Here is a 17156-nt window from a genome sequence, read left to right as displayed (position 1 = left end):
ATTGCGGCCCCTATCAACCAGACTTTGACAGCCTTGTCACTGAGTTAGAATAATTAAAAAGATCAAATCACGCTTTCGTCGGGTTTTGGTCTTAAGGAAAGGTTGAAGGTATGGTTCAAGTTGATTACATGCATCACTGTGACACGCTCAACGGCCTGCGGTTGGCCTTTGCTTCAAACTTTGTTAACCTTTGCGTGTCGCCCAAGGAGTAATAGATAGATGGACAAAACCAATATGACCCGTTTCTTTGGAGGTTCGCCTGGGCCAGTGGTGTTGCGCCTAATTGGTTTGTCAGTGGTTGTCGGAGTTATCCTGAGCGCACTGAATTTGCATCCTCGGCAAGTGCTCAATCATATCGTATCAATGTTCGAGCATATCTATTATATGGGCTTTGATGCCGTGCAGTGGGCGCTTGAGTATTTCTTACTGGGTGCGTTGATTGTATTCCCAATCTGGCTGGTTATGCGCGTACTGAAGATAGGTCGCAAAGAACCGTAAGGACGCCCGAACTTTTATCTCAAAAGACCCGTAACATTTGGCAGTCTTTGCCTCCCAGCTTATTGCTTGCAGGGGGGGGATTCTGTGCGACGGGAGGCATGTTTTATTACCGTTTCCTGACCATGACATTACATATGTTTAAGATGACTTATCAATGCTGATGAGCGATATTGTCTTTAACAGCAACGGCCAAGAGGCACAGGAATCCGACTGAGAAATCAGAAGGAGCCTTAAGGTCGACGGAAAAGATTTCATCCGGTCCGAATTCTTCTCCAAATCGTGGTTGCCCGACTGCCTCCCCCTCATAGCCATCTGGCTTGATCGGGTCTATCACAACAATTGAACCGCCGTACGATTGGTCCTCGTGCGGCGGTTCAATTGTTTTTAGGGTTTGCCTTATCAGGCTTTTCATGAAGTCAATGAAATGATAGGACTGGCCATCTTACCTTTGTGGCTACGCCTTTCCTTGCTTCGCTACACCACCTCTTACAATTGGGTCTTTTGGCATGACGTCGAACCCTGATCAGAATCTTCTTGCCTTTGATGTCACACATAAAATGGTGCTCGGCATCGCAATTCCCATGACATTGGGACTCGTCACCGTGCCTCTGGTGGGCATCGTTGATATGGCGGTGATCGGCCAATTGGGAAGCGCCTCGCTAATGGGCGGCATTGCTGTTGGAGCTTTGATGTTTGATGTTGTGGCCGCTTCCTGCAATTTTCTGCGTATGGGAACGACGGGGTTGACGGCTCAGGCTGTGGGGGCTGGAGACGAAATATCGCAACGGGCTGTTGTCTATCGCGCTTTCATGCTGGCAGCTCTCATTGGTTTTGTTGTGCTTGCGCTCGCGCCTTTCGTTACTCCTTGGGCACTTGGTGTAATGGGCGGGTCAGACGCGGTGAATGTATCGGCCAAGCAATATCTGCTTATTCGGCTCTACGCCATGCCCTTTACCTTGGCCAATTTTGCTATATTCGGCTGGTTGTTCGGGCTGGGTAAATCACGCACAGCAATGGTATTATTGATCCTGTTAAACAGCACCAACATCTTACTGACCATATGGTTTGTTCTGGGATTGGACATGGGTGTGGAAGGCGCTGCGTTGGGCACTGTGGCTGGTGAAGTGATTGCGGTTTTGATGGGGTTTGGCATTATGGCCTATCACTTGCGCGACAATTGGCGCGTGCCCCTGCCCCGTCTGTTTAATCAGGCTGCATTTTTGCGATTTCTAGCACTCAATAGAGATATTTTCATCCGCTCGATGGTGATGCTGGTTGCCTTTGCGCTTTTCACCTCGCTGAGTGCGCGCCAAAATGATGACATTCTGGCCGCCAATGAATTGCTGATGCATTTCTTTATGTTTGGTGGCTTCTTTCTGGACGGCATAGCCACAGCAGCAGAACAGCTGGGGGGACGTGCGACGGGGGCCAACTACCGTCCCGCGTTTGACAAGACAGTGCGGTTGACCTTGGTCTGGGGGATTGGGCTCGGCGCAGGATTGAGCCTGCTGATGTGGACACTGGGGCCTTTTATCATAGATGCTCTGACCACGGCTCCCGGTGTGCGCAGTTTGTCACGGGATTATCTGGTTTGGGCCGCTCTGACACCCTTGATTGCGACGCTCGCCTTTCAGATGGACGGCATCTTTATCGGCGCGACATGGTCCTCTTCAATGCGCAACATTTCCATTCTGGCAACAGGGGTATTTGTGTTGGCGGAAATGGTGTTTATGCCCCTTTTAGGCAACGATGGTTTATGGCTGGCCATGCTTGCGTTTCTCACCACGCGCGGCTTGGGATTATCACTCTTGCTGCCTGGGCGTATTAGCAAGACCTTCGCTATTGGGAGCATTCCTCCGACATAACCAGCCCAGAGTGTGCCATTTTCGCGAGGCCTAAAAGAGGATCAGGACACTCTCTGGTGGTCGGCCGACCTTTGCCTTGCCATTATGAATGACGACAGGGCGCTCGATAAGTTTGGGATTGTCCACCATGGCATGGATCAGCTTTTCTGGTGCCGAGATTGTGGCCAATCCCAGTTCCTTATAAAGCGGTTCACCCGTTCGTATGAGTTGGCGTGGATCCATATCCAGCATCGCCAGAACGTCCTTGATTTCCTCTGCGCTTGGCGCATCCTCCAGATATTTTCGGACTGTAAGGTGAACGCTCTTTTCTTCAAGCAAAGCCAGAGTCTGTCGCGATTTAGAGCAACGCGGATTATGCCAAATAACAGTGTTCATTGACGTTTCTCCCAATGTCTAGTCCGAGCTGAGTTGAAGCTTTGCCCAATCAGCGGTGGTCCTTCCCCTGATCTCATCCAGGCTGGTGATGCCTCTGGTTTTCAACTCGTTTGACAGTTCCAGCAGCATGTTTGGCACCATGGAGATGCCACCATAAACCAGCCCAGAATAGAATTGCACCAGATTGGCTCCTGCGCGGATTTTCTCCAGCGCAGAGATGGCATCCGTCACCCCGCCAACTCCAATCAGCGGCATGTTGGGTCCGACCCGTTGGCGTGTTTTGGCAAGGGCTATGGTGGATTTGGCAAACAAAGGAGCGCCGGACAATCCACCCGCTTGAGTCAGTAGTTTTTTGGATCGAAGACGCGCGGGCCGATCCAGAGTGGTATTGGATACGATCAGACCATCCACACCACGTCCCAATGAGACTGCGCACACATCATCAAGACCGAACTCATCAACATCAGGAGCAATTTTCAGCAACACCGGCACCTTACGACCCACTCTAGCGGTCTGGCGATCGCGCTCGTGCAGAACACGGGCCAGCAAATCATCCAGTGCATCGCGAGCCTGAAGATCGCGCAAACCAGGTGTGTTGGGCGACGAAATATTGACTGCAAAATAGGAGGCGATATCCGCAAAGGCTGCGATGCCTTTGACATAATCCTCGGTGCGATCGTTGCTGTCTTTGTTGGCTCCAACATTGACCCCGATGATGCCTTTGCTGCTTTTGCGTGCTTTCAGGTTTTGATATGCAACCGCATGTCCTTGATTGTTGAAGCCAAGGCGGTTGATAACTGCATTGTCTTTGACCAACCGAAACATCCGGGGTTTGGGATTGCCCGGCTGGGCCAGTGGCGTAATGGTGCCAATCTCTGTTGCGCCAAACCCCAGCGCAAGCACGGCATCGGGCACGGCAGCATTTTTGTCAAAGCCAGCAGCCATTCCCAAGGGGTTTGGGAAAGTCAGGTCCCATAACCGCACCTCCAACGCGGGGTCGACTGGCAAAGTCGTGCCGCGTATGAGACCGGTTTTCAAGGCATTGATCGCAAGTCCGTGCGCCGTTTCCGGATCCAACGTAAACAGCGCTTTGCGTGTCAGAAGATCAAACATGGAATGAGACATTATTGCGGCTCTTTCAATTCTTATTTTGGTTTTGGTCGTCTACAAATCTCTGGGTAGCGGAGGAAGAATGTGAAGCCCATCCTCATTCAGCTCCAATGAAGACACTGCGACCACCGCATGCAGAGGCATAGGGCAGTAAAGATGAGGGAACAGCGCACCGCCTCTGGAAGGTTCCCAAGCTAATGGTTGAGCCGTTCCTTCCAGAATATCCACGGCCACAACAAGCAGCAACACATTTTCAATAGTGCGAAAATATTTGTGAGCTGTCTCTTCGACCTGGTCTGCGGTGGAGAAGTGAATATAACCATCTTCAATATCAACAGGCGCACCGTCAAACTGTCCTGCTTTTAGTGCCGCGTCCCATTGTGTTTTGGTCGCAAGCTTATATATCCACTTTGCCATAGGCCCTCTCAATATTGCAGTCGCTCCTTGTCCCTACGACACAGATGCCCTTTGCGTAAAGGCATTTTTACCGATTGTTGGATTCTGGAGAAACAGTCTCTCACCGGTGTTGGCTTTTGATGCTTTTGTTTTGCCCCTTCTTGATTTATAAGTGCGATTATTAATTTTTCTTTCTTAAGTTGAGTAAACTCTACTACGGGCACTGGTCGCAAGAGAGAAGTGATGCTATCCCACGACACCATCTGGAATGCCATTGACCGCTTGGCGAGCCAAAAAAACCTGTCACCATCGGGGTTAGCGCGCCTCGCTGGGCTCGACTCCACCTCTTTCAACCCTTCCAAGAGGGTCAAATTAAATGGACGGCCTCGCTGGCCTTCAACCGAGTCCATTGCCAAGATATTGTCAGTTACGGACACGAGTGCCAGTGTCTTTTTCGACTACACATCCGACGTCGTGGCCAAAACTCCAAATGGAGAAGCCGACGTTTGCTTGTGCCGCGATATTTTGACGCACAAACCGGTTGCCCTTTGCTCGATCAACCAAAGGGGTAAAAAGACAGAATCGGAAGCCAATTTGATATTTACCTTGCGGGTAAAGGGTACGCATTTTATGCCATTCTATCAAAATGGCTCTCACTTGTTGCTGTCATTCGATGGGAACCACAAAATTGGGCATCGGGTGATCGTCAAAACCAATGACCGAGATTTCCTGTTGGGTGATGTAGAACATTCAAGCCCGGACTTATTGCAGCTTTGGACTCTTTCACAGGAGCGGGCGATGCAAACTATCGCCTTGTCCAGTATTGAATGGGTTGCAAGAATCCTCTGGGCCAGCCAATAATGCGGCGTGTTGACTGTGAGATGTGGATACCGCCCCATGCCAACCTTCGAACCTGGGTATGATTCAGAAATTGACCAAACGAACACCAGTAAGCTGGTGCGCGGTATGCTGTTTTTTGTGATTGCTCTGTTACTCATAGGTCTGGTTTTTTTCGGCCTTTGGTTGTGGCTGGGCAATCAGGGCCGTGAAACCGCCAGCAACACCGCGGAACAGCAGCAACCCGCGCAGGAGCAACCCGCGCAGGAGCAACAACAGCCCCCAACAAAAACCCAAGAAGCACCTCTTCAGGGCCCCGATGAAGGGCAACTGGTTGCTCCTCCAACGCGTGATGTGACCCCCAATTATCAATTGTCCCCACTCCACCAAACAAAACCTCTGACGCGTACAGCAGGCAGTCCCTTGCCTCCGGCACCCAAACAGGATTCCCTACCTCAGATTTTCAGGCATGTGGTCGTGGAAAACCCAACAGAGTTGGAACTCACAGTGAGCCACAACCGCGTTGTTCCTGTTCGCCTCGCCCATTTAAACGCCCCTAACGCCCAACGCATGTGCTGGTTTGCTGGCCAAAAAGTCCCCTGTCTTGCCATGGGCAAGACTGCATTGCGCCGCTTCATCCGCGCACGAGCTATTGGCTGTGATTGGATCGCCAAAACTGAGCAACCAAATGAACCCAGCAACGACACAGACGATAACAGCGGCCGACAAGCGGCACGCTGTTATCTGGGTCCGGGCTTGAAAGATCGCAAGGCGGGTGGGGAACCCAAAGGCGTGACGGATCTCGCAAGCTGGCTGGTGCGTTTTGGCTGGGCCGAACCAGAAAATGGTTTTTATGGTGATGAACGGCAGGAAGCAATCGGTCTCAAACGCGGCATCCATGCGACACAGGACAGCAGCGGTGGTGCGCAAATTTTGGCGCGTCAACAGGAAATCCGAGCCCTTTCAGCAACCAACGAGCAAGCCGCCGATGGCATTGAGGCTTCAAGCAGTTTGAATGATGAGGAAGCGCCGGAGGCCCTGACACTGATGGCTCCGCCGGTTATTGAGAAAGAAAAAGAGCTGCAATTGCCACCCGGATTTGAATGATGCGATCTAGAAACTGCTCGAGACGTCAATGAGCTTCTGTCTCAAGCCATTTTTCGGACGGCCCGAAAAACGCAACATTGCCATCTCCGACACATGTGTTGTCAAGCTTTGTGGCGGCTGTACCATCCAGAAACTTAGTCGCGATATCACGTGCACAGGAGATTTGACTTACCACATCATGCCCCGCAAAGGGCACGGTGATCAACGCTCCGTTGGCATAGAGTTTTAGTGTCTCGAAAGCCGATTGAGGGTTGACGATAGTGTCATATTGGCCGTTGAGCATAAGTACCGGCTTTTTGGTCTTGCTCGCCTTTTGCCAGCCTTTTTTGAGTTTGACGGTATGGCTGGTCTCTTTGCTGATGCGATCGCAGACGTTGCGATAGAAGGCCATTTGCAAGGGCTGGTCCAGTTCGCTCAAGCTTTTATCTGCGAGCGGCGCGATGTCCTCTGCGCAGATTATTGCAAAATGCATGAGCAAACCGATGCCCTTCATGGATTGGGGAAGCGGTGACGGCGCAATCCACTCTATGTCTTGCTCGAGTGCTTGCTGAACGCTTAAAGCGGTTTTGGTGATGTCAGCAGGAACCGCGCGCAGCTTGTGGCTGGCCAGCATGGCTTGTAGGCGATTGCGATACAAATATGCCTGCAGATCCGCAGGGAAGCTGTCTTTTGGCATTTTCGCCTTGCGAATATCAAACGGGAGGCGCTGAAAGTCCCAATAAAGATCGGGGTAAGTGCTGCGACAGTCTTCTTGCTCATTACACAGCTCAATCGCCTGTTGCACCAATTCGAATGGGTTCCAGTCAAAAAAGCGCGTTGCAACAAAAAGCGGGCCGTTGAAGAGGATGCGGTCAATGCCCTTTTCGTCTTCTCTCACCAAACCTTGCGCCACACGCCCACCATAGGAACTGGCAAAAATGGCCCATTTGTCGATTTTTAAAGAATAGCGCAGCGCTCGGTAATCCTGAACGGCAAAATCCGTGCTGTAGTCCGATAGGAAATAAGCGTCAGCTTCTGCTGCCTTGACACACTCGGCCACCCTATCAATAGAAATCTGTTCGTCGTCCCCCACGGCGTCTTCGCATTGTACCTGACCGGACAACGGGCCCGTACCACGTTGATCCATCAAGATCAGTTCGCGATTCTGTCGAAAAGGTTTCAGATTTTCAGCGATTGGCCCAGCCAGCTTGATAACCGATTGACCGGGACCGCCACCGAGCACCAACAACGGCGACTTGGTCGCCTCTTTGCCTAGCGGGGCAAAGCGCATCACGGGCAGCTCACGCGAGCGATGTGACAGGTCTCCCCAATCTGCAGGCACATGCAAAATAAAGCAGGCGGCCTGCTCACTTTTCGCGAGTGTGCCGGGACAATCAACGGGCTGAAGGGGCGTATGGGAATCCTCGGCACGGGCAATAGGGACCGCCACCCAAAGGCCTGAGATAAGCCAAAGAAAAGCCGGCAAAAGGCGTCTCAAAGAACAGTCCCTACCGGCTTTCATTTTGTGCGCCCTTTCGATGGCGTTGGCAACGACGTCAAATAGATCAGCTCTTTAGCAGATCGCCAGCCAAGCCTTTTTCGATCAGGGCACGGGTATTGGCAACCCCGTACAAAGCAATGAAGGAGCCAAATCGAGGTCCTTGATCTTGCCCCAAAAGCACTTGATACAGAGCCTTGAACCATTCGCGCAAATTTTCAAAACCGTGCTCTTTGCCGACCGAGAAGACTTCGGTCTGCAACGCATCGGAACCCAGATCGGCATCCATTTCGCCCAACCGTTTGGCCAGATCAGCCATCGCTGCGGCTTCCTGTTCGTTCGCTGCGCGGAAGACTTTTTTGGGTTTCACAAAGTCTTCAAAATAGCGAATGGCGTAGCCAACCAACTCATCCAGCTTTGGATGGGTCTGGGCGCTAGCACCGGGGGCATAGCGAGAAATGAAGCCCCAGAGCACTTCTTTATCATGCGCATTGGCAGCGCTAACCAGATTGAGTAGCAACGCAAAGGTCAGAGGCATGTCCACTTTTGGCGGGTTACCTGTATGGATATGCCACGTTGGATTGACAATGCGTTTTTCAGTGTCTTCGTCCTGCACTTTTGCAAGGAAGGTGAAATATTCGTCCACTGCTTTGGGAATTACGTCAAAATACAGCTTTTTGGCTGTTTTCGGCTTTTGATACATGTAGAGCGACAAGCTCTCGGGTGATGCATAGGTAAGCCAATCCTCAATCGTCAGGCCGTTGCCTTTGGATTTGGAGATTTTGGCCCCCTTATCATCAAGGAACAATTCATAGGACAGAGCTTCAGGTTGGGGTTTGCCGATAGCACGACAGATTTTGGTCGACAGTTTGACCGAGTCGATCAAATCCTTACCTGCCATTTCATAATCCACCCCCAGAGCTGCCCAACGCATAGCCCAGTCGGCTTTCCACTGACATTTAACAGCGCCACCGGTGACAGCCACTTCAACCTTTTCTTCGGTCTCGGGGTCCAGATAGACCACGGTGCCCTTGGAGACATTCCGCTCGATCATCGGCACCTGCAGCACTTTACCAGTGCGCGGGCAGACGGGCAGAAACGGTGAATAGGTTGCCTGACGCTCCGCACCCAACGTTGGCAGAATGATGTCCATCACTTTGTCGTAGACTTCGAGCATGCGCAGCAAGGTCTCGTCGAACCGGCCGGAGGTGTAGTAGTCCGTAGAAGAGGCAAACTCATAGTCAAAGTCGAACTGATCAAGGAAGGCGCACAGCCGAGCGTTGTTGTGCTGGGCAAAACCTTCGTGGGTGCCAAACGGGTCTGGCACGCGAGTCAGCGGCATGCCCAGATATTGCGCCAACATCTCTTGCTGTGGCACGTTGGTGGGCACTTTGCGAAAACCGTCCATATCATCGGAGAAACACAACAGGCGAGTGTTGACCTGGTCGTTGGTGATGGCCCGAAAAGCTGTACGCACCATAGACGTGCGGGCCACTTCACCAAATGTTCCGATGTGCGGCAAACCCGATGGGCCATAACCGGTTTCAAACAACACTTCATCCGGCATGCCCGTTTTGGCATAGCGTTTGACCAGCTTTCGTGCCTCTTCAAACGGCCAAGCCTTGGACGTTGTAGCCGCTTCGACAAGAGTCTCGGTCAGCGCTAGCGGAAAGGCAGTTTGCGAAGTCATAATATCGGTTTCCTTGAGGTTCAGGCGTTTAGCGGATTTACCAACAACAGCACCGGAACGGATCGGTTTGATCAAATAAACAACAAGCCCCCTACTTAAAAGAGGGCAGCAGGGGCTGTTCTAGCCCATTGCCTTGATCAAGAAAAGGCCATTTGGGGAAACAATAGCCAACAACCTATCAACAGGAGCGGTGAGCCCCCAAAACAAAAACAGCTGGACAATTGCATTGATCCCGATTGAGCCCATTTTTTGCTCGAAATAGCTATATTTTAAGGCTCTTTCAGATAAAAGCCAAATGGTGCCTTGATCCACACTGTCGGGGCGCTTAAATCTTATGGGTAGGCAGACAGATGCTGCATTGACGCGAATGTCCATTTTATATCCACCCCTGAACGCAGGGCGAAAAACAGGATAGATCCCATGATTAAAACCGTCTCACCAGAAGAAGCCCTTATCTATGTGATGGTTTCCACCTCGGCTGCCGACAGGACAATGACTGATTCCGAATTGTTCAAAATCGGAGAAGAAGTGCAGACGCTGCCTGTCTTCTCAGAATTTGACGCAGGTCGCCTGATTCAGGTTTCTCGGGATTGTTCTGAATTGTTGGCCGAAGGGGGCGTTGATCGTGTGCTTCAGGTGATCCGCGAAAGCCTGCCAAAGCCGCTGCGCGAGACCGCCTATGCCTTGGCTGTAGAAGTGGCCGCAGCTGATCTGCAGGTCGAACAAGACGAATTGCAGTTTCTGTTGATGCTGCGCGATGAACTGGAGCTCGACCGGTTGCATGTGGGCGCTATCGAGCATAGCGCGCGCGTTCGTTATCGTAAAAAATAGCCTTTGGATCGGATGCGATGATATCCGCCAAAACACTAAGTTTTAAGGGTCTCTGCTATAATGGCGAGGCCCTTTTCTGGCTAATGGCCTATCCGCGACGTGACCGAGCAGGCTAAAGCTTTGTGGCTAACAAGAGCGATCGGCACTCACACTCATCGGCTTTGCATTGCGCCACATCTTCACCATACAGACATATCAGCGCACTTTGAGACGCTTTAAAGCACACCCATCCACATTTCGACGCACCAATTGCCCCATCGGACTTGCCGAATCTGTAACCGAGTTTTAGCAAGGAGCAATGGTTCGCTCATTCTTATGTGGAAGCTGATATGGCCAAGATTTATTTTACCTATTCGGCTATGAATGCCGGCAAGTCCACTTTGTTGCTGCAGGCCTCCTACAACTATGTTGAACGCGGCATGAGAACCCTGCTTTACACCGCAGCACTGGACAATCGCACACAGGTGGGTCAAGTGTCTTCGCGTATCGGGCTGAAATCAGAGGCCTTCACTTTTGCGACCACGACTGATTTGTTTGCCCATATTTGCGCTCAATATGATGTTGAAAGCGGGGATAAAAAGCCCGACTGCGTCTTTTTTGACGAGGCACAATTCTTGTCTGAAGATCAGGTGTGGCAGCTTTGCCGCGTGGCCGATGAACTGAGCATACCAATCATGTGTTATGGTCTTCGCACGGATTTCCAAGGCAATCTGTTCCCCGGCTCCCTGCGTCTGTTGGCCTTGGCCGACGAGCTGCGAGAGGCGCGAACTATTTGTTGGTGCGGCCGCAAAGCATCTATGGTTGTGCGCATTGACCATGAAGGACATGTGATCGACGAAGGAGCTCAAGTGGTGATCGGCGGCGAAGAAAGCTATGTGTCGCTATGCCGCAAACATTGGGCAACCAAGGCGTTGGGCGACAAGGACAGGTCAGACCCGCAGGGCGACTTGCCGTTTGAACGAGATTAAGACACCATGTCTGCGTCATTTTGGCACGCTCCAATTTCGACGCATATGGACCACTATTCTGCCCAATTCGATGAGTAGTTGGGGAGTTTGTTCAGGGCCAAGGCAAATTGCTTGTTTTCATCTTGGCACATTTGCGACTGCGTCCCATATCCATGCGCCTATGCCAAGCATACAGCCCGGAAAGATCAAATGCCCACAGCGTCCTTATCTCTGTGGCGTTTCATGGTGCGTTGTTGCTGGGCTTGCTCATCATACCCATGCGGCAACTTGCCGATCCAGAGCCGGAAACAAGCATCAAGGTCGACGTGATTTCCTTTGATGTTCTGCGGTCTATACAAGCCACAAGCAACCAGCGGGCAAAATCGAGCGGTGCCGCGGTAGAGCTGTCAAATGATGGAGACCTCGCGCAGAGTGACTCGCCATCGCCTCCCTCGTCTGTCAAACCAGCTTACGGCACCCTGATTCGTCCCACCACTATGCTGTCTGGCAGCGCATTAGCGCGAAAAGGGAATGCCGAAGCGCGCGGAGATTTGGCTGGCATAACCCCGGAGGAACGACGCGAACAACTCTGCGCCCTAGAAGCGCTGGAGCAGATCCACGCTTGGAACGAGGCATATATTCCCGAACGCATGGTGTCTTACAGCTTTGACGAGGTCCGATATGAAGGGCCGCGCATCATTGCGGATGGCGCGACCTTTTGGAGCAAAGACAATTGGCACCGGCTAAAATTTGAGTGCGAAGTGTCTGACGATCTTCAAAGGGTGCTCGATTTTGCGTTTTTTGTTGGCGTTATCGTGCCCAAGGATCAATGGGAGCGTCACAATCTAACCAAATATAAGTAGGTTAGATTCCGTCTCTCTCATCCGCTTCGTCGTCATCGTCATTGCCAAACTCCATCAGCAGCTTGGGTGGGTTTTCGGCAAAGGCTGCAGCAAGTTGTGCGGCATGCTCCATGTTGCTTTTCATGGTGCTTTCGGATTTACCGGTTGGTCCCAGATCGTGACTTCCATCGGTGATCCATTCCAGCGTAACCTGCCCTGGGAGCTCCAAGGCATTCACTTCATCCCACCAGCCAAAGTCGTCGCGCTCACCTTGGCAAATCAAAATTGGAAGCAAGCTTTTTTGCAGGGGTTCCAGACGCCAATTCTCGGGTTCGGATTTGCGGCTGGGATGGAAAGGATAGCCCAGAACGACAACACCGCGCACAGCCAAATTGAGATCTTCATCGCTGGCCAACATAGCCGCGACACGGCCACCCATGCTTTTGCCGCCGATCAAAAATGGAAGTTCATTCCATTCCGCTTTCCACTTGTCACCCTCAAGCAATTCATCCACAGCACGGAAATAATGGTGAGTCCAGCGCTCGGCACGGCCTGCTGGCCGGCGTTTGCCGTCAATCCGTCGGCGCGCCATATAGGAGAATTCGAACCGCGCAACCACAATACCGTGAGAGGCCAGCATGCTGGCCATCCGCTCCATAAAGGGAGAGTCCATCGGCGTCCCAGACCCATGCGCCAACATCAGCACCGCCTTTGGCGCGGTTTCTGGTTCAGTGATGAGAAAATCAAAAGGACTGTCAGCGGTGATCGGCGTGTTTTCGTTTACAGGATCGGTCATTGGATGCGATGGCTCGGTAGGTTGACTATGAAACAGAAGATGCTTCCTATCAGCTTGCGCTTCAAAGTCCAAGCCCTTTGCTGGATAGCAGGCTTACGCCGTCACGACAATGTGACGCATGGATGGTGAAAAGCGATTTGCCATCGGGGCTTGCAAACGGGTATAGATGCAGAAGATTGAATTTAAACCGCTCCAATAGGATTGAGTGCCCCATGCAAGACAGTCTCTTTTCCGTTTTTGGCCTTGATGAAAACAGCCTACGGTTGCTCGTTTTTCTGGGAACTTTTGTGGTGATGGCGCTGGCGGAATGGGCGTTACCAAAACGCAAACGCACCTTGCCACAAGGACGACGCTGGCTGACCAATTGGGGCATTGTGGTGCTGGACGCGGTGTTGGTCCGGTTTGTGATGCCGATTTTGCCCATCGGGTTGGCACTTTATGTTGCGGACAATGGCTGGGGACTTCTTAACTGGCTGGCTGTGCCCTCTTGGCTGTCAATCCTGATTGCTTTTGTGTTGTTGGATTTTGCTATTTGGTTACAGCACCTGATCTCGCATATTGTGCCAATTTTTTGGCGCCTGCACCAGGTCCATCATGCGGATCGCGATATTGATGTTTCGACAGCGCTCAGGTTTCACCCGATCGAAATTCTGTTGTCCCTGCTCTATAAATTTGCGTGGATTGCAGCCATTGGCGCGCCCGCCCTTGCCGTCTTCGCATTTGAAGCGGTGCTCAATGCCGCGGCTTTGTTCAACCATGCCAACGTGCGTTTACCGCTTAAACTGGATCGGGTGCTGCGCTTGGTTCTGGTCACGCCCGACATGCATCGGGTGCATCACTCTGTCTCCCCAGTTGAGACAAACTCCAATTATGGGTTTAATCTCTCCATTTGGGATCGGATGTTCGGCACCTATATTGCGCAACCGGACGCGGGACATGAAGATATGAAGATCGGCCTTAACGCCTATCAAAGCGAAAAGCCGGGACAGTTGTTGTGGTCAATTTTACTGCCATTCCGCAATCGCTAAGGATTTTCAATAAGTGGCATACACATCCAAGGCAAAATGGCGGGCGTATAGTTCTGACATCCGGCCTTTCTGCGCCAGTTTCAGCAAGCCGTAATTGAGCATGTTCCCCAGATCCGTCTGATTGTGCCCATAGGCGACCGCCATGCCATCACCGAAGAAATGAGTGTCGTAAAAAGGTTTACCAGCAAAAATGATCGGGCTGTCGGCTTCCGAAATCATCGGCAACAATTGGAAAGCATCGCCAAATATGGCGTCGACTTTTTCGTCGGTTAATAGCTGGCGCGCATCTTCCAGATCGGTTACAGGCACCCGGTTGGTGGTTGGGAAATAGGCCTTAAGATAGGCCTCATGGGCAGAGCCTCCTCGAACGGCGACAGGCTTGCCCGCCAGCCCCTTAGTGTCTGTGCGAAAGAACTTTTCCTTGAGACGAGCGAAGCGCGCGGGACGTTGCAAATAGACATTGGAAAAATCCAATACATCTTTAAGACTTGGATGATTAACCAGCCCCGCAAGAGCCACATCGGCCTGCCCGTTGGCAATCAAATCAGGGATGTCCTCAAAGGCAGCGATCTTCAACGTACATGGGGTGCTCAGTTCTTCGCAAAGGGCGCGCGCGAGTTCGACATGATAGCCCTGTGGAGCACCGTTTTCATCGCGGTTATTGAAGGGCGGGAAGTCGTCTGTCGTTAAAATCCGCAAACCTTTGTCCAACAACTCCTGATCGGGAAGCCCCAGACGCTGTCGCGTGTCAATAAATCCGTAAAATCCTGCCTTTGCCCACGGCTCACTGGCCACTGGCCCATTGGCTTGGGCTGGTCTATTGCGCAAACTGACACCGGTTTCTAGGCTGTCAGGATTCTCCTCATCGCGGTTTTCAGTCTCATCTTGAGGCTCGCTTTCTGTTTCACTCGTCGTTGCTTCACCCGTGGTTGCATCAAGGGTGCCTTGAGCATAGCTGTGAGATGACAGAGTCAACAACGGCAGTGACACCGCAAAAACAACTAAAAACTTTATAATAAACAACGGAATAGCTGCACACCCATAATCACGGCACATCATAGAACGCGATGATTTGATCAAATATCGAATGCCACTCAAGGTTGGGAGTTTTTTTGAATATGCAATTGAAATTGCGGAACCCATGTGTCACACTTTTAAGTATATATAAACAATACCCCGTCTTGGGGTAGCCTATTAATATCTTGATATAAAGGCATTGTCAGAGCCTTGTCATGACTTTTTTATCTCAGGGACCAAAAAAGCCCGATCCGATCGCAGCGGTTCCCCTGCTCAATTCGGATATGTCGGCTCACTATGCTGATACACCTTCTACACCAGAGAGGGAAAAGCGCCCCGAGACCGATGCGTTAATTCTTCCGTTTCACTTATCGCTTTTGTGTTCAAGTAGAGTGTCTGCCCAACAGTTGCTGGATTTCCGACAAACAGCCCCCCTGTTTCATGGCATAAATCTGGCACAGCATTGGATCCTTGAGGGCCATCTCGATGAAGCCCTCTACTTCATGATGGCAGCCAAGCGGCTTGGCATTCCCTTTATCGGGAAATTGGATGCGGACGATCTATCTGATTTGCAGCAAGAGTGGTCGCTTGAAGACTTGAAAAACATCAATTGCGCCCTCACCAAATCAATGGCCAAACTTAACGGTCTTGCCCCGCGCCCCTCAAGCCAAGTGGTTTGTGCCCCCCATGGCGCTGCGCTTGATCGATTAGCCAAATGCTTGACGGAACAGCCCGATTTGCGTAATCGGGTTTGCCTAACCACACCCACGATGTTGCTTGAAGCCCAACAAAAACACACCAGTCAGCGCGCGCTCAATGACCATGTCTACCGGCTCAAGGAAACCATGCCACATATGTCCAGCCACAACCGGTTTGGGAAAATCGCGACGATTGGATTGATAAGCATCGTGTCTTGCATTGGCTTGAGCTGCATTGTCTGGTCGCAAATTGCCATCTTTTTTAATTTCTTGACGCTTTCGATTTTCCTGTCTCTCGCCTTCCTGCGATTGATGGCTTATCGCGCATTGCCTCGCATCAGGTCACAAGCCAAACAGTCATTTTCTCGTCTACAAACGGCACATGCCGCGCTTTCATACTGGCCAAGCTATACGGTTTTGGTGCCGCTTTACCGCGAAGCCGATATGATCCAAGACTTGGTAGCGGCCTTATCAGGATTGTCCTATCCGCGAGATTGTCTGGACATCCAGCTTTTGGTTGAAGCCGACGATACCGAAACACAGGCCGCGCTGACGACCATCAAGCTGCCCGCCTATATGTCCATTGTTCAAATACCGGTGCACGGTCCGCGCACCAAACCCAAAGCACTCAACTTTGCGCTTTCCTTTGTGCAATCTGATCTTGTCGTAATCTATGATGCGGAGGACAGGCCGCACCCCAATCAACTGAAGGAAGCCGCCTTACGGATGGAGGCTGGCGGACCGTCGCTTGGATGTTTGCAAGGACGTCTTGCGATTGACAATGCGGATGCCAACTTTCTTACCCGGCAGTTTGCACTGGAATATGCGGCCTTGTTCGACGGCTTGTTGCCCTTTTTAGCAGATGAACGACTGCCAGTACCGCTTGGTGGTACGTCCAATCATTTTCGCACCAGTATTCTCAAGCAAGTTGGTGGTTGGGATCCGTATAACGTTACCGAAGATGCTGATCTTGGTTTGCGCTTAACGCGACTTGGTTATCGGATCGAGATATTGCAGCATGATACATGGGAGGAGGCTCCAGAGCGTTATGCCGCTTGGGTCAAGCAGCGCTCACGGTGGTTCAAAGGATGGATGCAGACTTGGCTGGTTCACATGCGACGGCCTCGCACCCTGTATGGAGACCTTGGCCGCTCCCGTTTCCTCGCCTTTCAGGTGATGATTGGTGGCATGCTCGTCTCTGCTTTGATTCACCCCCTCTATATCGTCAGTTTCACCACCTCCTTTGCGGCGATCACCTTCAATATCGGCACCGACTCAACGCTGTTTTGGTCGCTGATGGTTGCCAACGGGGCCAATCTGGTGATGGGATATGGAGGCGCGATGCTGCTTGCTCATCGTACTGCTCGTTCGCGATATGGTTATGGTTGGCGGCAGGTTTTAGCGATGCCACTGTACTGGCTCATGATGACCCCAGCGGCGTGGCGCGCCTTTTTGCAGCTGCTGATTTCCCCACACCACTGGGAGAAAACCCAGCATGGGTTATCCAAGCAAAGACCACCTGTTGCCAACGCACACAAGCGACAAAAACAAGGACCTTGAATGCATCCCTGGCCTTGAACTCTCACGCTCTTGAAACTCTTGTCCCTTTGTCCCGTTTATCGGTTTACGGCATTGGAGCAAA

Annotated in this window: 16 protein-coding genes; 9 read left to right on the top strand and 7 right to left on the bottom strand. The window is 51.7% G+C overall.

Annotation, left to right across the window (positions count from 1 at the left end; translation table 11 throughout):
* The first annotated feature begins 219 nt into the window (after window positions 1–219).
* Window positions 220–498 (top strand): DUF6460 domain-containing protein, encoded by a 279-nt coding sequence (locus tag C0081_RS21380; RefSeq protein WP_101535770.1) that lies wholly within the window; start codon window positions 220–222, stop codon window positions 496–498.
* 506 nt (window positions 499–1004) lie between these two features.
* A complete protein-coding gene (locus C0081_RS21370; RefSeq protein ID WP_101535768.1) occupies window positions 1005–2363 on the top strand; it encodes an MATE family efflux transporter in 1359 nt (452 codons plus the stop codon).
* 30 nt (window positions 2364–2393) lie between these two features.
* Here C0081_RS21370 and arsC read toward each other — a convergent pair whose 3' ends face one another.
* From arsC to C0081_RS21355, 3 genes are read right to left on the bottom strand one after another with little or no spacing between them, the layout of a single operon-like run.
* Window positions 2394–2738: an arsenate reductase (glutaredoxin) gene (arsC, locus tag C0081_RS21365; RefSeq protein WP_101535767.1), complete on the bottom strand. Its 345-nt coding sequence runs from the start codon at window positions 2736–2738 to the stop codon at window positions 2394–2396.
* An 18-nt stretch (window positions 2739–2756) separates the two neighbouring features.
* The gene (locus C0081_RS21360) at window positions 2757–3863 is read right to left on the bottom strand and encodes a quinone-dependent dihydroorotate dehydrogenase (protein ID WP_101535766.1); all 1107 of its coding nucleotides are present in this window, start codon (window positions 3861–3863) and stop codon (window positions 2757–2759) included.
* A 39-nt stretch (window positions 3864–3902) separates the two neighbouring features.
* Window positions 3903–4265, bottom strand: coding sequence for a DUF952 domain-containing protein (locus tag C0081_RS21355; RefSeq protein WP_101535765.1), 363 nt, complete (start codon window positions 4263–4265; stop codon window positions 3903–3905).
* Window positions 4266–4487: 222 nt separating this feature from the next.
* On the opposite strand from C0081_RS21355, the gene C0081_RS23625 reads away from it, so the two are divergent.
* Together C0081_RS23625 and C0081_RS21345 are read left to right on the top strand one after the other, a co-directional pair.
* Window positions 4488–5105 (top strand): hypothetical protein, encoded by a 618-nt coding sequence (locus C0081_RS23625; RefSeq protein WP_245418019.1) that lies wholly within the window; start codon window positions 4488–4490, stop codon window positions 5103–5105.
* Window positions 5106–5141: 36 nt separating this feature from the next.
* Window positions 5142–6188 (top strand): hypothetical protein, encoded by a 1047-nt coding sequence (locus C0081_RS21345; RefSeq protein WP_101535764.1) that lies wholly within the window; start codon window positions 5142–5144, stop codon window positions 6186–6188.
* Window positions 6189–6213: 25 nt separating this feature from the next.
* Here C0081_RS21345 and C0081_RS21340 read toward each other — a convergent pair whose 3' ends face one another.
* Window positions 6214–7665 (bottom strand): alpha/beta fold hydrolase, encoded by a 1452-nt coding sequence (locus tag C0081_RS21340; RefSeq protein WP_180967002.1) that lies wholly within the window; start codon window positions 7663–7665, stop codon window positions 6214–6216.
* Between the two features lie 67 nt (window positions 7666–7732).
* A complete protein-coding gene (locus C0081_RS21335; protein ID WP_101535762.1) occupies window positions 7733–9355 on the bottom strand; it encodes a lysine--tRNA ligase in 1623 nt (540 codons plus the stop codon).
* 420 nt (window positions 9356–9775) lie between these two features.
* Between C0081_RS21335 and C0081_RS21325 the strand changes: the two genes are divergently transcribed.
* From C0081_RS21325 to C0081_RS21315, 3 genes are all read left to right on the top strand, one after another.
* The gene (locus C0081_RS21325; protein WP_101535760.1) at window positions 9776–10186 is read left to right on the top strand and encodes a tellurite resistance TerB family protein; all 411 of its coding nucleotides are present in this window, start codon (window positions 9776–9778) and stop codon (window positions 10184–10186) included.
* 329 nt (window positions 10187–10515) lie between these two features.
* On the top strand, window positions 10516–11154 hold the full coding sequence (locus C0081_RS21320) for a thymidine kinase (RefSeq protein ID WP_101535759.1): 639 nt from the start codon (window positions 10516–10518) through the stop codon (window positions 11152–11154).
* Between the two features lie 107 nt (window positions 11155–11261).
* Entirely contained in the window at window positions 11262–11996 is a 735-nt protein-coding gene (locus tag C0081_RS21315; protein WP_146006512.1) for a DUF930 domain-containing protein, read from the top strand.
* A 1-nt stretch (window position 11997) separates the two neighbouring features.
* Here C0081_RS21315 and C0081_RS21310 read toward each other — a convergent pair whose 3' ends face one another.
* Window positions 11998–12771 carry an alpha/beta family hydrolase gene (locus tag C0081_RS21310; RefSeq protein ID WP_180967001.1) on the bottom strand — a complete coding sequence of 258 codons (774 nt, stop codon included), beginning with the start codon at window positions 12769–12771 and terminating at the stop codon, window positions 11998–12000.
* Between the two features lie 212 nt (window positions 12772–12983).
* Here C0081_RS21310 and C0081_RS21305 point away from each other — a divergent pair, with 212 nt between their 5' ends.
* Window positions 12984–13799 carry a sterol desaturase family protein gene (locus C0081_RS21305; RefSeq protein WP_210200586.1) on the top strand — a complete coding sequence of 272 codons (816 nt, stop codon included), beginning with the start codon at window positions 12984–12986 and terminating at the stop codon, window positions 13797–13799.
* Window positions 13800–13805: 6 nt separating this feature from the next.
* Here C0081_RS21305 and C0081_RS21300 read toward each other — a convergent pair whose 3' ends face one another.
* Window positions 13806–14777, bottom strand: coding sequence for a transporter substrate-binding domain-containing protein (locus C0081_RS21300; protein ID WP_180967000.1), 972 nt, complete (start codon window positions 14775–14777; stop codon window positions 13806–13808).
* A 254-nt stretch (window positions 14778–15031) separates the two neighbouring features.
* On the opposite strand from C0081_RS21300, the gene C0081_RS21295 reads away from it, so the two are divergent.
* The gene (locus C0081_RS21295) at window positions 15032–17074 is read left to right on the top strand and encodes a glycosyltransferase (RefSeq protein WP_101535756.1); all 2043 of its coding nucleotides are present in this window, start codon (window positions 15032–15034) and stop codon (window positions 17072–17074) included.
* The last annotated feature ends 82 nt before the right edge of the window (window positions 17075–17156 follow it).

It is taken from the genome of Cohaesibacter celericrescens (genome assembly GCF_002866925.1).
Lineage (GTDB): Bacteria > Pseudomonadota > Alphaproteobacteria > Rhizobiales > Cohaesibacteraceae > Cohaesibacter > Cohaesibacter celericrescens.
Note: the sequence above shows the minus strand (reverse complement) of the source record. Positions and strands in the feature narration are given on the sequence as shown.

Coding starts and splice junctions, on each gene's coding strand:
- C0081_RS21335 (WP_101535762.1), bottom strand. CDS start 9,355: ATGACTTCGCAAACTGCCTTTCCGCTAGCGCTGACCGAGACTCTTGTC.
- C0081_RS21380 (WP_101535770.1), top strand. CDS start 220: ATGGACAAAACCAATATGACCCGTTTCTTTGGAGGTTCGCCTGGGCCA.
- C0081_RS21355 (WP_101535765.1), bottom strand. CDS start 4,265: ATGGCAAAGTGGATATATAAGCTTGCGACCAAAACACAATGGGACGCG.
- C0081_RS21345 (WP_101535764.1), top strand. CDS start 5,142: ATGCCAACCTTCGAACCTGGGTATGATTCAGAAATTGACCAAACGAAC.
- arsC (WP_101535767.1), bottom strand. CDS start 2,738: ATGAACACTGTTATTTGGCATAATCCGCGTTGCTCTAAATCGCGACAG.
- C0081_RS21325 (WP_101535760.1), top strand. CDS start 9,776: ATGATTAAAACCGTCTCACCAGAAGAAGCCCTTATCTATGTGATGGTT.
- C0081_RS21370 (WP_101535768.1), top strand. CDS start 1,005: ATGACGTCGAACCCTGATCAGAATCTTCTTGCCTTTGATGTCACACAT.
- C0081_RS21305 (WP_210200586.1), top strand. CDS start 12,984: ATGCAAGACAGTCTCTTTTCCGTTTTTGGCCTTGATGAAAACAGCCTA.
- C0081_RS23625 (WP_245418019.1), top strand. CDS start 4,488: ATGCTATCCCACGACACCATCTGGAATGCCATTGACCGCTTGGCGAGC.
- C0081_RS21320 (WP_101535759.1), top strand. CDS start 10,516: ATGGCCAAGATTTATTTTACCTATTCGGCTATGAATGCCGGCAAGTCC.
- C0081_RS21360 (WP_101535766.1), bottom strand. CDS start 3,863: ATGTCTCATTCCATGTTTGATCTTCTGACACGCAAAGCGCTGTTTACG.
- C0081_RS21310 (WP_180967001.1), bottom strand. CDS start 12,771: ATGACCGATCCTGTAAACGAAAACACGCCGATCACCGCTGACAGTCCT.
- C0081_RS21295 (WP_101535756.1), top strand. CDS start 15,032: ATGACTTTTTTATCTCAGGGACCAAAAAAGCCCGATCCGATCGCAGCG.